Annotated in this window: 19 protein-coding genes; 8 read left to right on the forward strand and 11 right to left on the reverse strand. The window is 53.6% G+C overall.

What is annotated here, in order from left to right:
• The first annotated feature begins 584 nt into the window (after positions 1–584).
• The 4 genes from HX884_RS01750 to HX884_RS01765 all read left to right on the forward strand — a co-directional run bounded on the left by HX884_RS01750 (position 585) and on the right by HX884_RS01765 (position 3,409).
• Positions 585–908, forward strand: coding sequence for a hypothetical protein (locus HX884_RS01750; protein ID WP_178327549.1), 324 nt, complete (start codon positions 585–587; stop codon positions 906–908).
• 129 nt (positions 909–1,037) lie between these two features.
• The gene (gene chrA / locus HX884_RS01755) at positions 1,038–2,405 is read left to right on the forward strand and encodes a chromate efflux transporter (protein ID WP_178327550.1); all 1,368 of its coding nucleotides are present in this window, start codon (positions 1,038–1,040) and stop codon (positions 2,403–2,405) included.
• Positions 2,406–2,514: 109 nt separating this feature from the next.
• Positions 2,515–2,958 carry a PACE efflux transporter gene (locus tag HX884_RS01760; protein WP_178327551.1) on the forward strand — a complete coding sequence of 148 codons (444 nt, stop codon included), beginning with the start codon at positions 2,515–2,517 and terminating at the stop codon, positions 2,956–2,958.
• A 31-nt stretch (positions 2,959–2,989) separates the two neighbouring features.
• Positions 2,990–3,409 (forward strand): DUF4354 family protein, encoded by a 420-nt coding sequence (locus tag HX884_RS01765; RefSeq protein ID WP_058661529.1) that lies wholly within the window; start codon positions 2,990–2,992, stop codon positions 3,407–3,409.
• 52 nt (positions 3,410–3,461) lie between these two features.
• Here the strand turns inward: HX884_RS01765 and HX884_RS01770 are convergent, their stop codons facing one another.
• Entirely contained in the window at positions 3,462–5,078 is a 1,617-nt protein-coding gene (locus tag HX884_RS01770; RefSeq protein ID WP_178327552.1) for a mechanosensitive ion channel family protein, read from the reverse strand.
• A gap of 226 nt (positions 5,079–5,304) precedes the next feature.
• On the opposite strand from HX884_RS01770, the gene HX884_RS01775 reads away from it, so the two are divergent.
• Positions 5,305–5,667: a DUF4406 domain-containing protein gene (locus tag HX884_RS01775; RefSeq protein ID WP_023619585.1), complete on the forward strand. Its 363-nt coding sequence runs from the start codon at positions 5,305–5,307 to the stop codon at positions 5,665–5,667.
• Positions 5,668–5,711: 44 nt separating this feature from the next.
• Here the strand turns inward: HX884_RS01775 and HX884_RS01780 are convergent, their stop codons facing one another.
• Positions 5,712–6,479, reverse strand: coding sequence for a DeoR/GlpR family DNA-binding transcription regulator (locus HX884_RS01780; RefSeq protein ID WP_062856648.1), 768 nt, complete (start codon positions 6,477–6,479; stop codon positions 5,712–5,714).
• 86 nt (positions 6,480–6,565) lie between these two features.
• On the opposite strand from HX884_RS01780, the gene HX884_RS01785 reads away from it, so the two are divergent.
• Together HX884_RS01785 and tam are read left to right on the forward strand one after the other, a co-directional pair.
• Entirely contained in the window at positions 6,566–7,150 is a 585-nt protein-coding gene (locus HX884_RS01785; protein WP_029883288.1) for an NUDIX domain-containing protein, read from the forward strand.
• 83 nt (positions 7,151–7,233) lie between these two features.
• Complete coding sequence (tam, locus tag HX884_RS01790; RefSeq protein ID WP_178327553.1) at positions 7,234–7,992, forward strand: trans-aconitate 2-methyltransferase; 759 nt, start codon at positions 7,234–7,236, stop codon at positions 7,990–7,992.
• Positions 7,993–7,998: 6 nt separating this feature from the next.
• Here tam and HX884_RS01795 read toward each other — a convergent pair whose 3' ends face one another.
• The 7 genes from HX884_RS01795 to HX884_RS01825 form a co-directional block, all read right to left on the reverse strand.
• Positions 7,999–9,189, reverse strand: coding sequence for a cytochrome c biogenesis protein/redoxin (locus tag HX884_RS01795; RefSeq protein ID WP_038980702.1), 1,191 nt, complete (start codon positions 9,187–9,189; stop codon positions 7,999–8,001).
• 137 nt (positions 9,190–9,326) lie between these two features.
• Positions 9,327–10,622 carry a cell wall metabolism sensor histidine kinase WalK gene (locus HX884_RS01800; RefSeq protein WP_178327554.1) on the reverse strand — a complete coding sequence of 432 codons (1,296 nt, stop codon included), beginning with the start codon at positions 10,620–10,622 and terminating at the stop codon, positions 9,327–9,329.
• Positions 10,619–11,359, reverse strand: a complete 741-nt coding sequence (locus HX884_RS01805; protein ID WP_178327555.1) for a response regulator — start codon at positions 11,357–11,359, stop codon at positions 10,619–10,621. Before HX884_RS01805 ends, HX884_RS01800 begins: the two co-directional genes overlap by 4 nt.
• 44 nt (positions 11,360–11,403) lie before the next feature.
• Entirely contained in the window at positions 11,404–12,399 is a 996-nt protein-coding gene (locus HX884_RS01810) for an alpha/beta fold hydrolase (RefSeq protein ID WP_178327556.1), read from the reverse strand.
• A gap of 145 nt (positions 12,400–12,544) precedes the next feature.
• Entirely contained in the window at positions 12,545–12,985 is a 441-nt protein-coding gene (locus HX884_RS01815) for a GNAT family N-acetyltransferase (protein ID WP_178327557.1), read from the reverse strand.
• Between the two features lie 12 nt (positions 12,986–12,997).
• The gene (locus HX884_RS01820) at positions 12,998–13,468 is read right to left on the reverse strand and encodes a GNAT family N-acetyltransferase (RefSeq protein ID WP_178327558.1); all 471 of its coding nucleotides are present in this window, start codon (positions 13,466–13,468) and stop codon (positions 12,998–13,000) included.
• Positions 13,469–13,477: 9 nt separating this feature from the next.
• Positions 13,478–14,065 carry a hypothetical protein gene (locus tag HX884_RS01825; RefSeq protein WP_178327589.1) on the reverse strand — a complete coding sequence of 196 codons (588 nt, stop codon included), beginning with the start codon at positions 14,063–14,065 and terminating at the stop codon, positions 13,478–13,480.
• Positions 14,066–14,199: 134 nt separating this feature from the next.
• Here HX884_RS01825 and HX884_RS01830 point away from each other — a divergent pair, with 134 nt between their 5' ends.
• The gene (locus HX884_RS01830; RefSeq protein WP_013096602.1) at positions 14,200–14,748 is read left to right on the forward strand and encodes a GNAT family N-acetyltransferase; all 549 of its coding nucleotides are present in this window, start codon (positions 14,200–14,202) and stop codon (positions 14,746–14,748) included.
• Here the strand turns inward: HX884_RS01830 and HX884_RS01835 are convergent.
• Together HX884_RS01835 and HX884_RS01840 are read right to left on the reverse strand one after the other, a co-directional pair.
• Positions 14,736–15,650 (reverse strand): bestrophin family protein, encoded by a 915-nt coding sequence (locus HX884_RS01835; RefSeq protein ID WP_057071899.1) that lies wholly within the window; start codon positions 15,648–15,650, stop codon positions 14,736–14,738. The genes HX884_RS01830 and HX884_RS01835 overlap by 13 nt on opposite strands.
• A 197-nt stretch (positions 15,651–15,847) precedes the next feature.
• Complete coding sequence (locus HX884_RS01840; RefSeq protein ID WP_178327559.1) at positions 15,848–17,299, reverse strand: tagaturonate reductase; 1,452 nt, start codon at positions 17,297–17,299, stop codon at positions 15,848–15,850.
• Positions 17,300–17,373 lie beyond the last annotated feature (74 nt).

The raw sequence follows: 17,373 nt of genomic DNA on the forward strand, positions 1-17,373 counted from the left end.
ATGAAGATTCCGACGTTACTAACTGAGTGTTGTATCTAATCGTGGGGGCAGGTCAAGAGAAAGGCGCGAAATGGGCATTCGATGGTCTACCTGTCTTTGCTAGTGAATTAATAAAAACAATTAAAAATCAATCAGATGAGGAGAAAATAGAATATTCCACGTTCAATTTAATCCATACGATTTGGTTAGTACAGTCAACATTTGGCGGACTTACTAGAGAAAAATTTGTGAAGTCCGATATTGAACTACAAATATTAAATGATGGCACAATCTCTATAACATACTCATAAAGAAACACTGGTGCGCATAATGCACGCTATGTGTAAAGACGAACCCTCGCCATCCCGGTAAACCCAACCCCATTCTACCGGAATGGCTCAGAACCCTTTTGTAACATAACGTCATACATTATGCGCACCAAGGTTGATTCAGGGCGAATCCAGCATTCCGTGGCCGTCATTGTGTTCCCTTGGCTACTGATAGCTGTTGTAAAATCATTTACGAGTTTGTACATAACGCTACCCACTGAGCTACCTGGTTGATAGTCTTGATTACACAGAGTAATCAGCGCTGATGGAGAAAACATGTCGATAACCGAAGCAAAGCTGCTGGCATCTGGATTTACATCCTCGGACCTTCAGAAGTTGCGTAAGTACATAACAAAAGATGCCCTTTCTCTGGATATGGTGATATCTGAGGTGATATCTGACTTGTCCAGACGTTTTAACGCAGCGTTGTTATTGACCATATTGCTTGCTGCTGTTTACCTCATAGTTCTTATCATCGCGTCCAGAGAAAATGTAGTATCCACGGGCGTTGCGATGTTGATCGCTTTGTTCATCATTTGGTTTTTTCAGCCGCCGTTTCTTTCCTATAAGGCATGGAAAATTAAAAAGAAATACCGTTAACACGGCCGCTGTCTTTAGAATCTCTTATCTCAGTTTGCTGACGTAGCCATCATCACTCATCTTTCATAAATATGGCATATGCTTAGCGGATCCTTCTCTCAGCAGAATTCAAAACAGATTCAGATACTCATGAACAGCAATCTGCCTCCGGTCGACGACGAACCGGGCGTTCCACCTCCGCATGTCAGCTTCCGTGAAGCCTTTTTATTCTGGCTGAAGCTGGGATTCATCAGCTTTGGCGGGCCGGCCGGGCAGATTTCGATAATGCATCAGGAGCTGGTTGAAAACCGACGCTGGATATCCGAACAGCGCTTTTTGCATGCACTGAATTACTGCATGGTGCTTCCGGGCCCGGAGGCGCAACAACTGGCGACCTATATTGGCTGGCTGATGCACCGCACCTGGGGCGGCGTGGTTGCCGGGACACTGTTTGTGCTCCCTTCCCTTTTTATCCTTATTGTCCTGTCGTGGATTTACGTGGCGTATGGCCATTTGTCTGTCGTGGCCGGTCTCTTTTACGGCATAAAACCGGCAATTACGGCGATTGTTGTGCAGGCTGCGCACCGTATCGGTTCGCGGGCGCTGCGTAACCGCACGCAGTGGGCAATCGCTGCCGCCGCGTTTGTCGCCATTTTCGCCCTCAATGTCCCTTTTCCCGTTATTGTCCTGTCAGCCGCAATGATGGGTTATGTGGGTGGGCGCCTTTACCCCGACCATTTTGGTCAGGGTAACGCCCATGACGCCAGCCGAAAATCCTACGGTGCTGCCATTATTGATGACCATACGCCAGCGGCTCCGCATACGGTTTTCAAATGGTCACGCTTGACCCTGATTATCATTGCCGGTGTTTTTTTATGGGCAACGCCAATGGCGATGCTCTATCTGAGCCTTGGCTGGATGCACCCGTTTACCCAGATGGGCTGGTTCTTTACCAAGGCGGCGCTGCTGACCTTTGGGGGTGCCTATGCGGTACTGCCTTATAACTACCAGGGCGCGGTTGGCCATTATCAGTGGCTCACGCCAACGCAGATGATTGATGGTCTGGCTCTGGGCGAAACCACGCCGGGGCCGCTTATCATGGTTGTGGCATTTGTGGGATTTGTCGGGGGCTATGTGAATATGGCATATAGCCCGGATCAGCTTTTCCTGGCAGGCGCTGTTGCGGCCGTGCTGGCGACCTGGTTTACGTTTCTGCCATCGTTTCTGTTTATCCTCGCCGGTGGGCCTTTTATTGAAACGACGCACAACAATATTAATTTCACCGCGCCACTCACGGCAATTACCGCAGCGGTGGTTGGCGTGATCCTGAATCTGGCACTCTTCTTTGGCTACCACGTGCTCTGGCCACAGGGATTTGACGGCAAAATGGACTGGATAGCAGCGGTCATTGCTTTTGCTGCCGCCATCGCACTATTCCGGTTCAAATATAGAGTCACACACGTAATTGCCGCATGTGCGGTAATCGGGTTGATTTTACATCTTTTCCTCAGAACATAGAGCAAGGCCCCGAATAACCGGGGCCTGACAGCCATTCTAACCTTCACGTTTAAAGAAAGTTGAAGCACGTCTGATATACTTCAGTTTTTTTAAAAGCCGTACTAAGCAAATGGAAATTGAACTGGATAAAAGTTTTAAAGAACGCGTTTTGCATGCGGTTCTTTTCGAAGTGACGGCCAATGTCATCATTGCGCTGTCACTTGCGTGGCTGATGAACGTGTCGGTGCTTCAGTCGGGTTCGTTGTCCGTGATATCTGCACTTGCTGCCACGGCATGGAATTTTGTGTTTAATAAATTCTTTGACGCCTTGCAGAAAAAATATGCGTTTCAACGAACATTTCTCGTGCGTGCAATCCATGCTGTCTGCTTTGAAACAGGACTTATCATTACATTAATTCCTGTCGCGATGGTAATGCTGAATTTAAGAGTCACTGAGGCATTTTTTGTCGAGATCGGTCTGGTACTGTTTTTTCTGCCATACACGATGCTCTTTAACTGGCTTTATGACTACCTGCGTTGGACATTTGTTGGGCGGAAACGGTCCGTCATTTAGCGGCTCTGTATGTTAACAGGAGGAAGGAAAAATGCGTTGTAACTTAATTAAAGCAGTATGTCTTACTTTAGCGGTTTCTGCAGCCGGAACTGCCCTGGCAGCTCAGAAAGCGTCTCAGGGCGGTATTACTCTTTTTGCTGAAAGGCAATCCCAGGGAAGTCAATGGGATAGCACAACTGGCGAAGCGCAGTACATGGTTAGCTACAAGGTGACACTGAATAACGCGTCTGATAAAAGTATTGAGCCGGGCAAAGACAATAAAATGTGTTTCTTCCTGTTTGATAAAAACGGCAAATCATTTATGAGTACCGGTATCGAACTGGAGATGCTGAAAAAATACAAGCCGATGGATAACCGTACGGGAATGGTGTATTTCAGCAGTTCGAACCCTGACGTTTTGAATATGCCATTTGTCCGTTTCGGCATTGGACAGGATTGCACAAAAGGATGATGGCCGCCTGACGGCCATAATATCGAGGCGGTCTGTCATGCACCGGACTGATTCATGATGGCTTTTGTGCGGGTTTCTCTGCCGGTGCTGCGAACCAGTTTTCTTCCGCGACGACGACCGCACCTTCCGGCTGCATCACGAAGTTTGGCGACATAATCTGCACGTTGAACTCGTTGAAAACGTCCTGAATGTTACTGTGGAGTTCATTGCGGGCCTCAGCAAGCGACTGTCCGGGCTGCAATTTTACCTGCAGCTCATAGGCAATGTACCAGTCCATCAGCCCCAGCTGACGCACCAGGGGCTGCTGCGAAGGGTCAACACATTTCGACCGTCTCGCCGCCATCTCCAGCATGGCATGAACCTGTCGCCACGGCGTGTCATAGCCAATCGTCACGCCAATCGTCAGGTTCACGCCACCGTCAGGGTTCTGTACGCTCAGATTGGTGATTTTTCCGCTCACCACCACCGCATTGGGTACGGTCACAACATAGTTCTCGCGGGTGATGATCTTGGTCGCCAGCATGCCTATCTCCGTGACCAGCCCTTCGTTATCCGCCACCCGTATAACGTCTCCTTTCCTCAACGCTCGTGAGTAGATCAGTACCAGTCCGCTCATCGCATGGTTCATCACGCCTGCCGAACCCAGGGTAAGCATCAGGCCAAAGAAGACGCTAATGCCTTTAAACGCCAGCGAATTCGCTCCCGGTAAAAACGGATAGGCCGCAGAGAGGGCAAATAACCACACCACGACAGAAATCAGTTTACGCGTAGCTCCCACGGTTTCAGGATGAATGCCCGGCAGCTGCAGGCGCCCTGCTTCCACCTGATTTAACAATACCTTCAGGAGCTTCAGAATAAAGGCGGTAATCACAAAGATGATCAGGACAATCATTATTCCCGGCATGGCCGAGACAATCGACAGCGCAATATCCCGCAGCACGCGCATGGTCCAGTCGCCTAACGATGCACCCCAGATGCGTGTCCAGGGGAACAAGCTGAACGCCCAACTCAGCCAGAGATACAATCCGAGAATGCCCAGTAAAATCATCAGCAAAGCATACAAACGAGCCTCAATTGCGCCGACAAACTTACGCCAGCTCTGCGGGATGACGCTGCGGTTTTCAAGAATGCGGCGACGGCAGACATTGCGAACCCAGCGCCACGACCGCCACGCCCCGTACCAGAAAAGAGACAGAACCAGCAGCCCGACGACCGTTTTCCCGGCGGAGAGCGCCAGCCAGCCGGTGTCATATTGATCGCGAAGCGCCGTACGTTGCGCCTCCATCCGCGCCAGCACGCGCTGAGCGGCCTGGTCGAGAGTCAAATCGTCCCCCTCATCCAGGTCCGCCTGCGTAAGCAATAAAACAGGCTTATTGTTCATGACAATCAGCCTTCCCTGCTGGTTGTAACGGGTGATGGGAACAATTTTCAGCGGTTCACGTACGTCCTGCTGCGTGAAATTGCGCAGGGTATGGCGAATACGTAACACGCGTTCTTCAGGCGTCGTGAGACCAAATTTGGCCTGCAACATCACAATCGGTTGATGAAAAATATAAACGGTTCGGGCCCGCTCCTGCTCAGTAGGCTCCTGGCGTGGCTCGGCGGCGACGCCAGTAAATGAGATGACCGAGAGCACGCAGGATAATAATGCGAGCAGGACCTTATTCATTTCCACCCCCTGAAACGCAACTTATTGTTATTTTTCAATTGCCCCAGAGAATGGCGAGTCTCTGCATGTTGAGCATAGACCAGCGTCGCGCTTATGCAACATCACCGCCATGCATGATACTGCTTGTATTTGCACGATAATGCCTATTAATATACGTTTAAGAGCTGAAACCGATGCTTCAAATAATAACGTGCAAATTCATGCACCATCACGCAACGAGGTATGTATGACACAACAGTTGATTTTAATCGCGGGCCCCTGGCGCAGCGGGACTGATGGCGACCAGGCCAAAATGGATGAAAACCTTGCCCGTCTGGAAAACGCAGCATTAGCCGTATACCAGCGTGGCCACGTTCCGGTGATTGGTGAATGGCTTGCGCTACCGCTGGCAAAGGCCGCTGGTTCAACGTCCATTGGGGATGAAATCAGTGAAGCGATGCTCTATCCCGTTGCACACCGGCTCATTGGGAAATGCGACGCGATTTATCGTATTGCCGGTGCGTCTAAGGGAGCTGATATGGATATCGAGGTTGCCCGTAAGCTCGGGCTGAACGTTTACACCTCGTTAGAAAGCATCCCTCAGGCCTGAGGACGCGCCTGAACCTGCCTGCTGATCACAGGCAGGTTCAAGGGTTATTCTGGATCTGAGGTCGTCACCACGGAGACGCCCTTCTCCCTTACCGCGCTAATCCAGGCGCGATCGGTATCATCTTCCACGACAATCGTATTGGCCAGCGATAGTTCGCCAATCACAAACGATGACGCGGTGTTAATTTTTTCTGGCGATGCCAGGACCACTGTCTCGGCGGCCCTGCAGGAAAATGCACGTTTGATGCACGCCTCTTCGAAATCGCCGGTAGTAAGCCCCGCTTCTGGATGGATGCCGGTAACCCCCATGAAGAACAGATCCGCATGGATATTGTCGATGCCTTCAATGGCCGCTGCGCCTACCGTCACGATGGAGTGTTTGTACAGACGTCCTCCGATCAGGATCACTTCAATCGAAGGATGCTCGACGAGCCCAAGGGCAATGCTCGGGCTGTGTGTGACCACGGTAATGCGTAAATCCGCCGGTAAATACGCGATCAGTTCCGACGTAGTTGTGCCGCCGTCGACAATCACTACCTGCCCAGGGGAAATGAGCTTTGCGCCTTTGCGGGCCACATTTTTTTTCGCGTCCATCTTCACCGATTTACGCTCGGCAAACGGCACAGTGGCCGACGAGGCCGGCAGCGCACCGCCATGGACACGCTGCAAACGCCCTTCCGCCGCCAGTTCGCGGAGATCACGACGAATAGTGTCTTCTGACACCGCGAAATGTGCACTGAGCGCTTTAGACTGGACCTGGCCTTCAGCGGCAAGCTTCTCGAGGATTAATTGTTTTCGCTGACTGGTGAGCATTGTGGATTCCTGATATTGCACGATTTATCTTGAATGTGCATGATAGTGCTGTTTATGACGATCACTCTACGTAAGGAGCAGCAAACGTGCAATCGAAACGTGCAGATGTGCGCATCATTGAAAATGAAACCCTGTCGGATAACTGGTACATCCTGAAAAAGTACACCTTTGAGCTGCAGCGACGCGACGGCGAATGGCAGCGGCAAAGCCGCGAAGTGTATGACCGGGGAAACGGGGCCACGATACTGCTCTATAACCGTGATAAAAGAACGGTGATCCTGACGCGCCAGTTCCGCTTTCCGGTCTTTATCAATGGCCATGAGGACGACCTTATCGAGGCCGCTGCCGGGCTGCTGGATAACATGGATCCCGAAAGCCGCATCAAGGCGGAAGCGGAAGAAGAGACCGGATATCGTGTCTCCCGTGTTGAGAAAGTCTTTGAAGCCTACATGAGCCCAGGCTCCGTCACGGAAAAACTCTATTTTTATATCGCAGAGTATCAGCCGCAGGATCGGGCCAGCGCAGGCGGCGGCATCAAGTCAGAGGGAGAAGATATCGACGTGCTGGAAATGCCGCTGGATGAGGCCTTGCGCGGTATTGATACCGGCAGGATTGTCGACGGCAAAACGATCATGCTGCTTTACCATATCGCGCTGAAAGGCGTTCTGTAGTCACTGCGTCGGTCGAGACCTGCCCCAGTGCGGGTCTCTGCCTGTGCTATTCTTGCTGATGAATTCAACACGGAGAGGCAAAAATGGCCGACTGGAACCCTTCGCTTTATCTGCAATACGGTGCCGAACGCACGCGCCCTGCTGCTGAACTGCTCGCCAGAATTCCACTGGATGAGGTGTCTACCATCGTTGATTTAGGCTGCGGACCGGGAAACAGCACCGCGCTGTTGAAGCATCGCTGGCCTTCCGCCCACATCACCGGTGTCGATAACTCACCGGCGATGCTCGAAGAGGCGCGCCAGGCGTTGCCCGATTGCCACTTTGTTGAGGCCGATATTCGCCAGTACAAGCCAGGCCAACCGCTGGACCTGATTTATGCGAATGCCTCGCTACAGTGGATCCCTGACCATTACGAGCTCCTGCCGCATCTGGTTTCGCTGCTGAAGCTAAACGGCGTGCTGGCGGTCCAGATGCCCGATAACTGGCTTGAATCGACACACGTCTCGATGCGTGAAGTGGCTGTTGAACAAGGTTATCCGAATCGAGGCCGTGAACCTCTGCCCGGTGTCCATGCGTATTACGATATTCTGACGGAGGCAGGCTGCGACGTGGATATCTGGCGCACAACCTATTTCCATAAAATGGGGTCGCATCAGGCGATTATTGACTGGGTCAGCGCCACGGGGCTGCGTCCGTGGTTACAGGAGTTGAACGAAAGCGAGCAGAAGCAGTTCCTGCAACGCTACCATGAACTGCTGGAAGAGCAGTATCCGCTTCAGGAAAACGGGCAGATACTGCTGGCATTTCCACGCTTGTTTATCGTTGCTCAACGTCAGCCATAAGTCGGCTCAGGAGCGGGCCTCTTTCAGCAACTGCTGAATGACTTTTTCCTGCTGGTCATAATTGCCTTCGCCAAAGGAGGTGTAGCGCAACTGCCCTTTGGCATCGAAATAGTAGTGCGCGGGCCAGTACTGATTCCCGAAGGCGTTCCAGATCTTATAGTTATTATCCGTGACCACCCGATACGGGAGCTGCCATTTCGTCACCGCTTTTTGTACCGAGGCGAGCGGTTTTTCCCACGGGTATTCCGGCGTATGCACACCTATTACCACCAGACCCTGCGCCTGGTACTTTTTGGCCCAGTCGCGAACGTGCGGGAGCGTATGCTGACAGTTGATGCAGTCCCACGTCCAGAAATCAATCAATACGACCTTCCCCCGCAGAGAGTCAGACGTGACAGGGTCACCATTAACCCATCCTGTTCCGCCGCTTAAGGAGGGTAACTGGCTGCTGGGCTCGGTCATCACCACCGGCTGAAGCTTCACCGGTGCCGTTGCGGGTTTCGCCAGCGTCAGGAGCGAATTTTCCAGACGGTCTGCGACCCCGTTAGCGCCTTTCAGAACGGACGTCATCCCGGTGGCGTTAAACGCAACGGTCGCTAACATCACCACGCCCGCCCCCTTGCGTAACCTTTCCATCAATGCCGATCTGGCGCGCAGGGGTGCCATCAGCGCGCGACCACCGATAACCAGCAGCCCCAGCATCAGCGCGCATCCGCTGCCGTAAGCGGCCAGCAGTGCCCCCGTGGCAATGGCGGAGTGACCGGCAATATTCAGGCTGAAGATGGCACCCAGAATCGGTCCGGCGCACGGCGACCAGAGCAACCCGACGGCCAGCCCGGCCAGAAACGCGGAGAGAGTACCGCGCGTCTGTCCGCTGCGTGTGTTGAGTAGATTACCTGCGCTGACGGCCGGTCCGGCAATACGCTGGGCGAATGTCGGGAAAATAAGAGCCAGCGCGGCTATTGCCAGTACAACCAGTGCGACCCAGCGCCCTGCTATCGTCGCCTGGGCGATCCAGTTGCTGGCGGCGGTAGCCACCAGTGCCACGAGGGTGAACATTACAATCATCCCCGCGAGCAACGCCAGAATATGCCGTCGTTGCCCCTGGAACCCGGCAAACAGCAGTGGAATAACCGGGAGTGTACATGGGCTGAGCAGGCTTATCATTCCGCCCAGAAAAGCGATTATCAGAAACATAGTGACCTCACATTACAGATGCCCTGCGAAGCTGCAGTGAGGTTATTTCACCGTGTTGATATGTTCAGGATGTGTGCAAATCAGCGCGAATTGTCTGCGCGCGTATCATGAGGGCTGTCCGATACAAAACCGTACAATTACCCGCGCGGCAGCGTAATCGAAACGTCCAGCCCACCCTCGACGTGGTTCGCCAGATGCAATTTCCCGCCTAACTGCGCAGTCAACTGGGCGGCGATTGCCAGCCCTAATCCGGTGCCCCCGGTGTCGCGGTTTCGTGAGGTTTCCACCCGATAAAACGGCTGCAATACCGCCTCCAGTTCGGCGTCCGGTATCCCCGGCCCCCCATCGCGAATAGCGATCGTAACATGATGGGCATCTGAATGAATCGTAATGACGGCGTAGTCGCCAAATTTCAGCGCATTATCCAGCAGATTGGTCATCACCCGGCGTAGCGCCTGCGGACGCGTGACCACGGGCAGACGGGCATCGGTTGCCTGAAGCTGCACGTTTTTCCCGATGTCCTGGTAATCACTGGCGATGCTGTTTATCCAGGCATTCAACTCCAGCTTGAGCGAGGTCTCTTCCAGAGATTCTGATGACCGGGCATACGCTATTCCTTCCCGCACCAGGCGCGTCATATTATCCAGGTCGTTGAGCAACTTGTCCCGTAGCTCCGGCTGGTCCGCCATTTCGACGCGCAACTTCATGCGCGTTATCGGGGTCTGAAGGTCGTGCGATACGGAGGCCAGGATCTGCGCGCGCTCGCGCAGGTAAGACTGGATACGCGCCTGCATCGCATTAAAGGCGTGCGCGGCCCGTTGCACCTCGACCGGCCCTGCCTCGGTCATTGGCGAGCTTGCTGCCGGGTCGAGGGAATCCACCGCCCGGGTAAACTGAGAAAAGGGTCGAATAACCTGACGCACGGCAATCCATGAGCAGAACGCCAGAAGCAGTAGCTGCAACACAAGCACTACAGGCAGCCAGCTGGCGACCGGAGGCATTCGGGGGATAAGGTCAATGGTCAGCGGCGAACCATCGCTCAGCGTAAGGTGGGCCTGAATATGGGAAACCGGCCCCGGCACGGCAGTAAACGTCAGTGGCCAGGTTGCCGACAGCGCCTCTGTCAGGGTGCGGATGGCATCCTGCGAGCGTTTGTCATGCGGTGCAGGCCCCGGTTCGCCGGTTCCCAGAATGTAGCGATAGTTCCCCCGCGCCAGTCGTTCCAGCCAGGCTGGACGCTCCTTTGCGGGAAGCCGGTCGAGGATGGCCACACTGGTGGAAACGTCATATTCCAGGTTGCCGAGCATCACCGTGCGGGCGCTGCGCATTCGCTCAAGCATGACCAGCGTGAGGCTGAGCGCGTTGGCCAGCAGGAGCCCCAGCATCACGATGATCAGCAGTCGCGTCAGTAAAGAGCGTGGCCAGATCCTCATTCATTGGCCTCTTTGATGATCACCGGCATGGTAAAAACGTACCCTTCGCTGCGAACGGTCTTGATGTAGGCCGGCGTGCGGGCATCTTCATTCAGCCGCTGACGAACCCGGCTGACCAGAAGGTCAATCGAGCGCTCAAAGAGTTCAGCATCTCGCCCCTGGGTCAGGTTAAGCAACTGATCTCGGCTCAGCACACGCTGAGGATGGTCTAGGAACACGCGCAGAAGTCGGTATTCTGCCCCGCTGAGTGCCACAATCATCTCCTCGCTGTCGATCAGGTGACGGGCAACGGTGTCCAGTTGCCAGTCGCCGAACATCACCAGGCGCCCGGCCTCGGTCACCTGCAGATTGGGTGGCATGGTGCGAAAACGACGCAAAATGGCTTTGATGCGCGCCAGCAGTTCGCGCGCAACAAAGGGCTTCACGACATAGTCATCGGCCCCCATTTCCAGCCCCAGGATCCGGTCTGTCTCTTCGTTGCGCGCGGTCAGCATCAGGATCGGCAGATCTTTATGTTTACCACTGCGCAGTCCCCGGCAGAGCGTTAATCCGTCATCGCCTGGCATCATCACGTCCAGCACCACCAGATCGACATGCTGTTTATCTAGCACGGCCCGCATCTCTTTGCCGTTTGCCGCGCCAGACGCGCGATAGCCCGACTTGACGAGATAGTCGACAATCAATTCACGAATATCCCTGTCGTCATCGACGACAAGGATATGATCAATATGCTCCACCGGGTTCTCCTGACTGAGGGGTAACGTATTGAAAATAGCACATATCACAGCTTATCCGCGTCGATAACCGCCTTGACGAAATCCTGCGGATCTTCCTGCGGCGGGTTGTGCCCCACGGTGGCCCCAAAGGTGCGGTGTTCATATTTACCCGTGAATTTACCGGCATAGGCCTGCGGCGCAGGATGTGGCGCCCCGTTGTTGCCGCCTTCGATGGTGATTGTCGGAACGGTGATATTTGGCAATGTCGCCAGCTTCTGCTCATAGCTGTCGTATTTACGCTCGCCTTTTTCAAGCCCTAAACGCCAGCGATAGTTGCTGAGCGTAACCGCGACGTGATCGGGGTTATCCAGGGATTTTGCGCTGGCGTTAAAGGTCGCATCGGAAAACTTCCAGTCTGGTGAGGCCTGAGACCAGATCAGACGGGCGAAGTCATGGGTATTTTTGGCATAGCCTTCGGCACCGCGTTCTGTTGCGAAATAGAACTGATACCACCACTGCTGCTCTGCTTTTGGCGGCAGCGGCTGTTTACCAATCTGCTGGCTGCTGATGAGATAGCCACTTACCGAAACAAGGGATTTGACGCGTTCAGGCCACAGCGCCGCGACAATGTCCGCCGTACGGGCGCCCCAGTCGTATCCCGCAAAAACAGCCTGCTTAATGTTGAGGGCATCCATCAGGTTAACGATATCTTTCGCCATGGCCGAAGGCTGGCCATTACGCGGCGTGCTTGCTGACAGGAAGCGCGTGGTGCCGTAGCCGCGCAGCGAAGGCACAATGACCCGGTAGCCTTTTGCCGCCAGCGCGGGTGCGACTTCGGCATAGCTGTGAATATCGTAGGGCCAGCCGTGTAACAGAATCACCGGCTGGCCCTCTTTTGGTCCGATATCGACATAGCCGATATTCAGAGCGCCAGCGTTAATTTGCTGAGGGTGATCGAAGGCTGCGGCAACATCTTTGCCGGTGACTTCGGCCTGACAGGACATAACGGTGCCAAGAGAAACGGTTAACGCCAGGGTTGAATACGCGAGTTTGCTGAACATGTTGGTATCTCCGGTTAAGAACAGTTGACGGGGATATAACAACACGCGTTTGTATAGCGGATATGTGCGAAAGGGGGTTTATTGCAATCCTGTGTATGTATCCGGTACGCAGATACAGTGTGATACAAACACAGGTGATTCAGGCTTACAGCGAGAGGCGGTAGCGTACGTAATCGTCAGCTTCGCCGTATTTGTCATAGAGTTTACGCGCCGGGTTGTTCTCCCGGGTCACCCAATACAGTTTCGACCACCCTTCGCGCTTGCCTTCGGCTATCAGGGCATCAATGAGCGCCTTCCCGGCCCCAACACCGCGTTCGGTGGCATCGACAAACAGATCTTCCAGGTAGCAAACGGGGGCCGTTGACCATGTGCCTTCGTGGAGAATGCACATCGCGAAACCAATGATCTTTTCGTCTTTCTCTACTACGCGGCAGAACATCGGTGAATGCGCTGAGAGCGCCCTCTCCCATGTCGATGCGGTAACCGATTCATCGAGAAAACAGTCATAAAAATGGGTATACCCGTCCCACAGCGGTCGCCACTGGGCGTAATCGCCTGCGCTTAAAGGTCTTACCGTGACAGCCATGCGTTCCTCACATTACAAGTTGATCGCCATTTCAAAACAGCGTAAATCAGCGCCCGCCATGCGCGAGTGATGATACTTTTCGCTCAGCGTGACAAACCCCAGCTTCTGGTAAAACGACCGGGCGTTAGGCGTTGCATCGAGCGTCAGGCGGGTTAACCCCCGGCTATGGGCCTCCTGTTTGAGCGCCTCGACAATCCGGGTCGCCATGCCTTTTCCGGATGCCGCCGGCAAGGTGAATATCGCCTCCAGACAGTGGGTATCCAGATCAAGATAGCCAGTTGCCGCAATGTCGCCCTTTTCATCTTCCACCACGTAAAAAGGGTATTCAATGACCATTTGCCGGTAATGCTCCGGCATGTCGTCGGGCGTCCAGCGCGCAATGACGTCCGCGTCGTAACTGGTTTTACAGCCTTGACGAATCGCCTGATTGCGAATATTCCAGAGTATTTCAGCTTCCTGCGGATGTGCTTTTCGTAACGTCATATCACCTCTTTAATGGTTTTTTAACCGGATTTCACGTGCAACTCTGGCAAGACGCTGAGTGCGACAATAGAGGGTAAACAGCACAAAGCCGCTGCTATTCATTACCATCCGACAAAGTATCAGCGCGAAGGATGCGGTGACCAGTGGCCAAAGGTTTCCGCTATGAGAAAACAGAAGATGCAGAACCTGAACGAGAGTTATGACCAGCAGAATGATGAACACTGCCATAAACCCCAACAATCCTGACGTTACCCCTCGGGCCAGAAGCACGCTGATAACAATGAGCGCGCCTGTCATTATTAATAATGGTGCGAAAAAGCTCAGTGCATGGTGTAAAGGTGACAAACCCTGCAACGCGCTGAGAAAAGGCAGAAGGTTTAACGCAAACGCCACTAAAAAAAGAGGTAACAGCGCCGCTACCGGGTAAGGATTTTGACGCGGAAGCTCGCTGAGGGGGCGAGAAAAATACCCTTCCAGCTCGGGGGTGGAATGATTCAAAACACGGGTATCACGACGAGCAATGGCCTCCTCTATCTCTTTGCCATGCTGAAGGAGATCCTGGAAAACACGTCCGGTTAAAAGAGACCACAAGCGCATTAAAATTTCGCCATTGAAGAAATGATGCCTATTTTTGGTAGGGTATAAACTCAGCACGCCTCAACTGAATGTGATAGAGATGAAAATACCAGAACGCAAACAAAATCTTAACGCTTAAATATGGAGATCTGCGGATGACGATACCGACGCTCACGACAGAACGCTTGCTGCTAAAACCCCTGGTTGCCGAAGATGCCGTTCAGATACAAAAGCGCTATCCGCGCTGGGAGATCGTCCGCTATCTGGTCTCTTCCGTGCCCTGGCCCTACCCGGATAACGGCGCGGAGAACTATGTCAACAACGTGGCGCTGCCGGATATGGCGAAAGGGATTGCCTGGTTCTGGAGCATCCGCCGTCGTGAAGCGCCGGACGAACTGATGGGGGTTATCTGCCTGTACGATGTGGAAGATAACAACCGCGGGTTTTGGCTGGCGCCGGAGTTTCAGGGAAAGGGATATATGCGCGAAGCCAGCATTGCGGCAACGGATTACTGGTTTAACACGCTGAACAAACCCGTATTGCGCGCGCCGAAGGCGGCCGCCAATAGCCGCTCCCGTCGTATTTCAGACAGTAGCGGCATGCGGCTTATCAGAACGGAAAAGAAAGCGTACGTCAGCGGTATGCTCGATTCTGAGCTGTGGGAAATCACCCGGGACGAGTGGAACGCCCGTCAGGTCAGCTGATAATACTTATCCGGCATCAGCCTTTCCGGAATGTTCTCTTCATCGTTCATCTGCAGCAGATCGCGTTCCATCATGTTGCAGATGGCGTCCAGCGGCAGATCGTTGTCTTCGGTACCAAACGGATCTTCCAGCTCTTCTGCCAGCGTATCCAGCGAAATGAAGGTATACGAAATCAGCGCAGAGACAAACGGCGTCATGTAGTGCAGGTCAACGACCAGCGCGAACGGCAGCATGATGCAGAACAGATAGACCGTACGGTGAAGGATAAGCGTATAAGCAAATGGCACGGGCGTGGTGGCGATGCGCTCGCAGCCTGACAGGACAATCGACATATCGTTGAGACGGTTGTTCAGGCTGTGGAACAGAATATCGGAGAGGTCTCCGTTACGGCGTCTGACGGCCAGCCATTCACCCATGATCAGCAGAATACGGTTCGCCGGGGAATTGGCGGCCATGACGTTGCGTAAATCCTCCGCCGCCAGATAGCGCGACAGTTGCCCTTCCCCCTTTTCACGACGCAGGGTCATGCGCAGACAATGGGCAAAGGCGATCTGCAGGCGGACGAACTCACCCAGATGTTTATCATCCGGCAAGGTGTTTTTAACCTCGCGAAATAACGAGCGTGCCGCTATCATCAGTTGCCCCCACAGCTGGCGCGCCTCAACGTAGCGCGAATAGCAGGCGTTGTTTCTGAACCCCAGAAAGATAGCGATGGCCACACCCAGGATGCTGAACGGCGCAACGGTAAATTTAATGCCCAGCGAGGTATACCACGGCAGCATCAGAATAACGGCGATGGATAGCAGGAAGTTAAGTAATAACCGGGTATAGATTTTAGGAAGTACCGAACCGTGCCAGACGAAAATCAGTTGTAGCCAGTGCTGTTTGGGACGAACAATCATAGTCAGCTTCAGGAAAGGAAAGAGCCGCGTTATTAAACGTGATCCCTGTCACGGTTGCAAGCTTGTTAATAACAGATTGCATTTTATCACCTGATAAGCAATAAACCGCACGGTGCTACAGCCTGTTTTACATAAACGAGTCAATAGTATGTTGTAACTAATGGGATATAAAATACCCGGCCGAAGCCGGGCATGGGTTAACAAAGCGGTTTTACTGCGGCCCGCATCCCCTGTTGCAGAATCGCGTCGAGATCGCGCGAAACCTGACCGACAAGACCCTCTACCTGAGTTAAATCCTGCTCCCAGTGCTCAGTAACGCTTAAAACGGAGGCGACCAACTCGCGGGTGGTGATCTGTTTATCGTGATGCTGCGCCCACAGCTGTTGGTAACGAGCAAGCCAGTGCACGTCATCCTGCACCGGATAGTTCTCCCCGTTACGCTCTGCACGGTAGAACGCGATCAGTGCGGCCAGCGCGAACGTCAGGCGAGCGGGCAACGTGCCAGATGCCCTCACCCCCGCCAACAGCTGCGGCAGAATGCGCGTGCGATACTTGGTCATGCCGTTAAGGGCAATCGATAGCAGCTGATGCTTGATATACGGATTGCGGAAACGACCCGTAACGGCGCTGGCGAAAGAGGCCAGTTCATCACGCGGCAAATCCAGGACCGGAATGATTTCCTCATAGATCGCTTTTTCGATGAACGCGCATATGTCGGCATCATTCATCGCCTCGCCCACCGTATCCAGCCCCGCCTGGAACGCCACCGGCACCAGCGCTGTGTGCGCGCCGTTGAGAATCGCCACTTTGCGCTCCTTGTACGGCTTAATGTCATCCACAATCCGCACGTTCAGCGGGAATTTGTCCAGACGCAGTTCGCTGGCCAGGGATTCAGGCCCCTGAATAACAAACAGGTAGAAATGTTCAGCGGTATCCAGGAACGCATCGTGATAGCCAAGCCCGGCTTCCAGCGTCGCTGCTTCGTCGCGCGGATACCCCGTTACAATGCGGTCAACTAACGTGGAGCAGAAGCTGTTATGCGCATTCAGCCACTGAATAAATTCCGCTGGCAGTGCCCATGCCTGTGCATAGCGCAGCACCAGTTCACGCAGCGCTTCGCCGTTATAATCTATTAGCTCGCACGGAATGATGATCCAGCCTTTGTCCGCTGCGCCGTTAAAATGGCTGAAGCGCTCAAACAGCAGCCGCGTCAGCTTCGCTGGATAGCTCACCGCTGGCGCATCTTCGAAACGATCGCCCGCGTGCCAGCTAATCCCCGCCTCGGTGGTGTTGGAGAAGACAAAACGCATCTCCGGATTGTGCGCCAGTTTCAGAAATTCATCGTACTGGCTGTAGACGCTGATCTCCCGATTCACCGAGCGGATAAGACGCGCTTCGCTGACCGCCTCGCCCTGCTCATTCAGACCACGAATGATCGTGGTATACAGGCCATCCTGAGTGCTTAATGACGGCGGGAAGTCGCTTTGAATTGGGCGTACGACCACGACGCCGGCATCGAGATCGGTATGTTCGTTTAACAGGTCGATTTGCCAGTCGACAAACGCACGCAGGAAATTGCCCTCGCCAAACTGAATGATTCGTTCGGGGTAGAGAGCACCGGGGAAATCACGACGGTTAAGTGTGTTCACAATGGGGTCCTTTTATGATTAGTCGTACAACCTGATTAAATTGGTATGATAACTTACCAAAGATTTTCGACCAG

Origin of the sequence: Enterobacter sp. SECR19-1250 (assembly GCF_013391025.1) — a bacterium.
GTDB classification, from domain to species: Bacteria; Pseudomonadota; Gammaproteobacteria; order Enterobacterales; family Enterobacteriaceae; genus Enterobacter; species Enterobacter cloacae.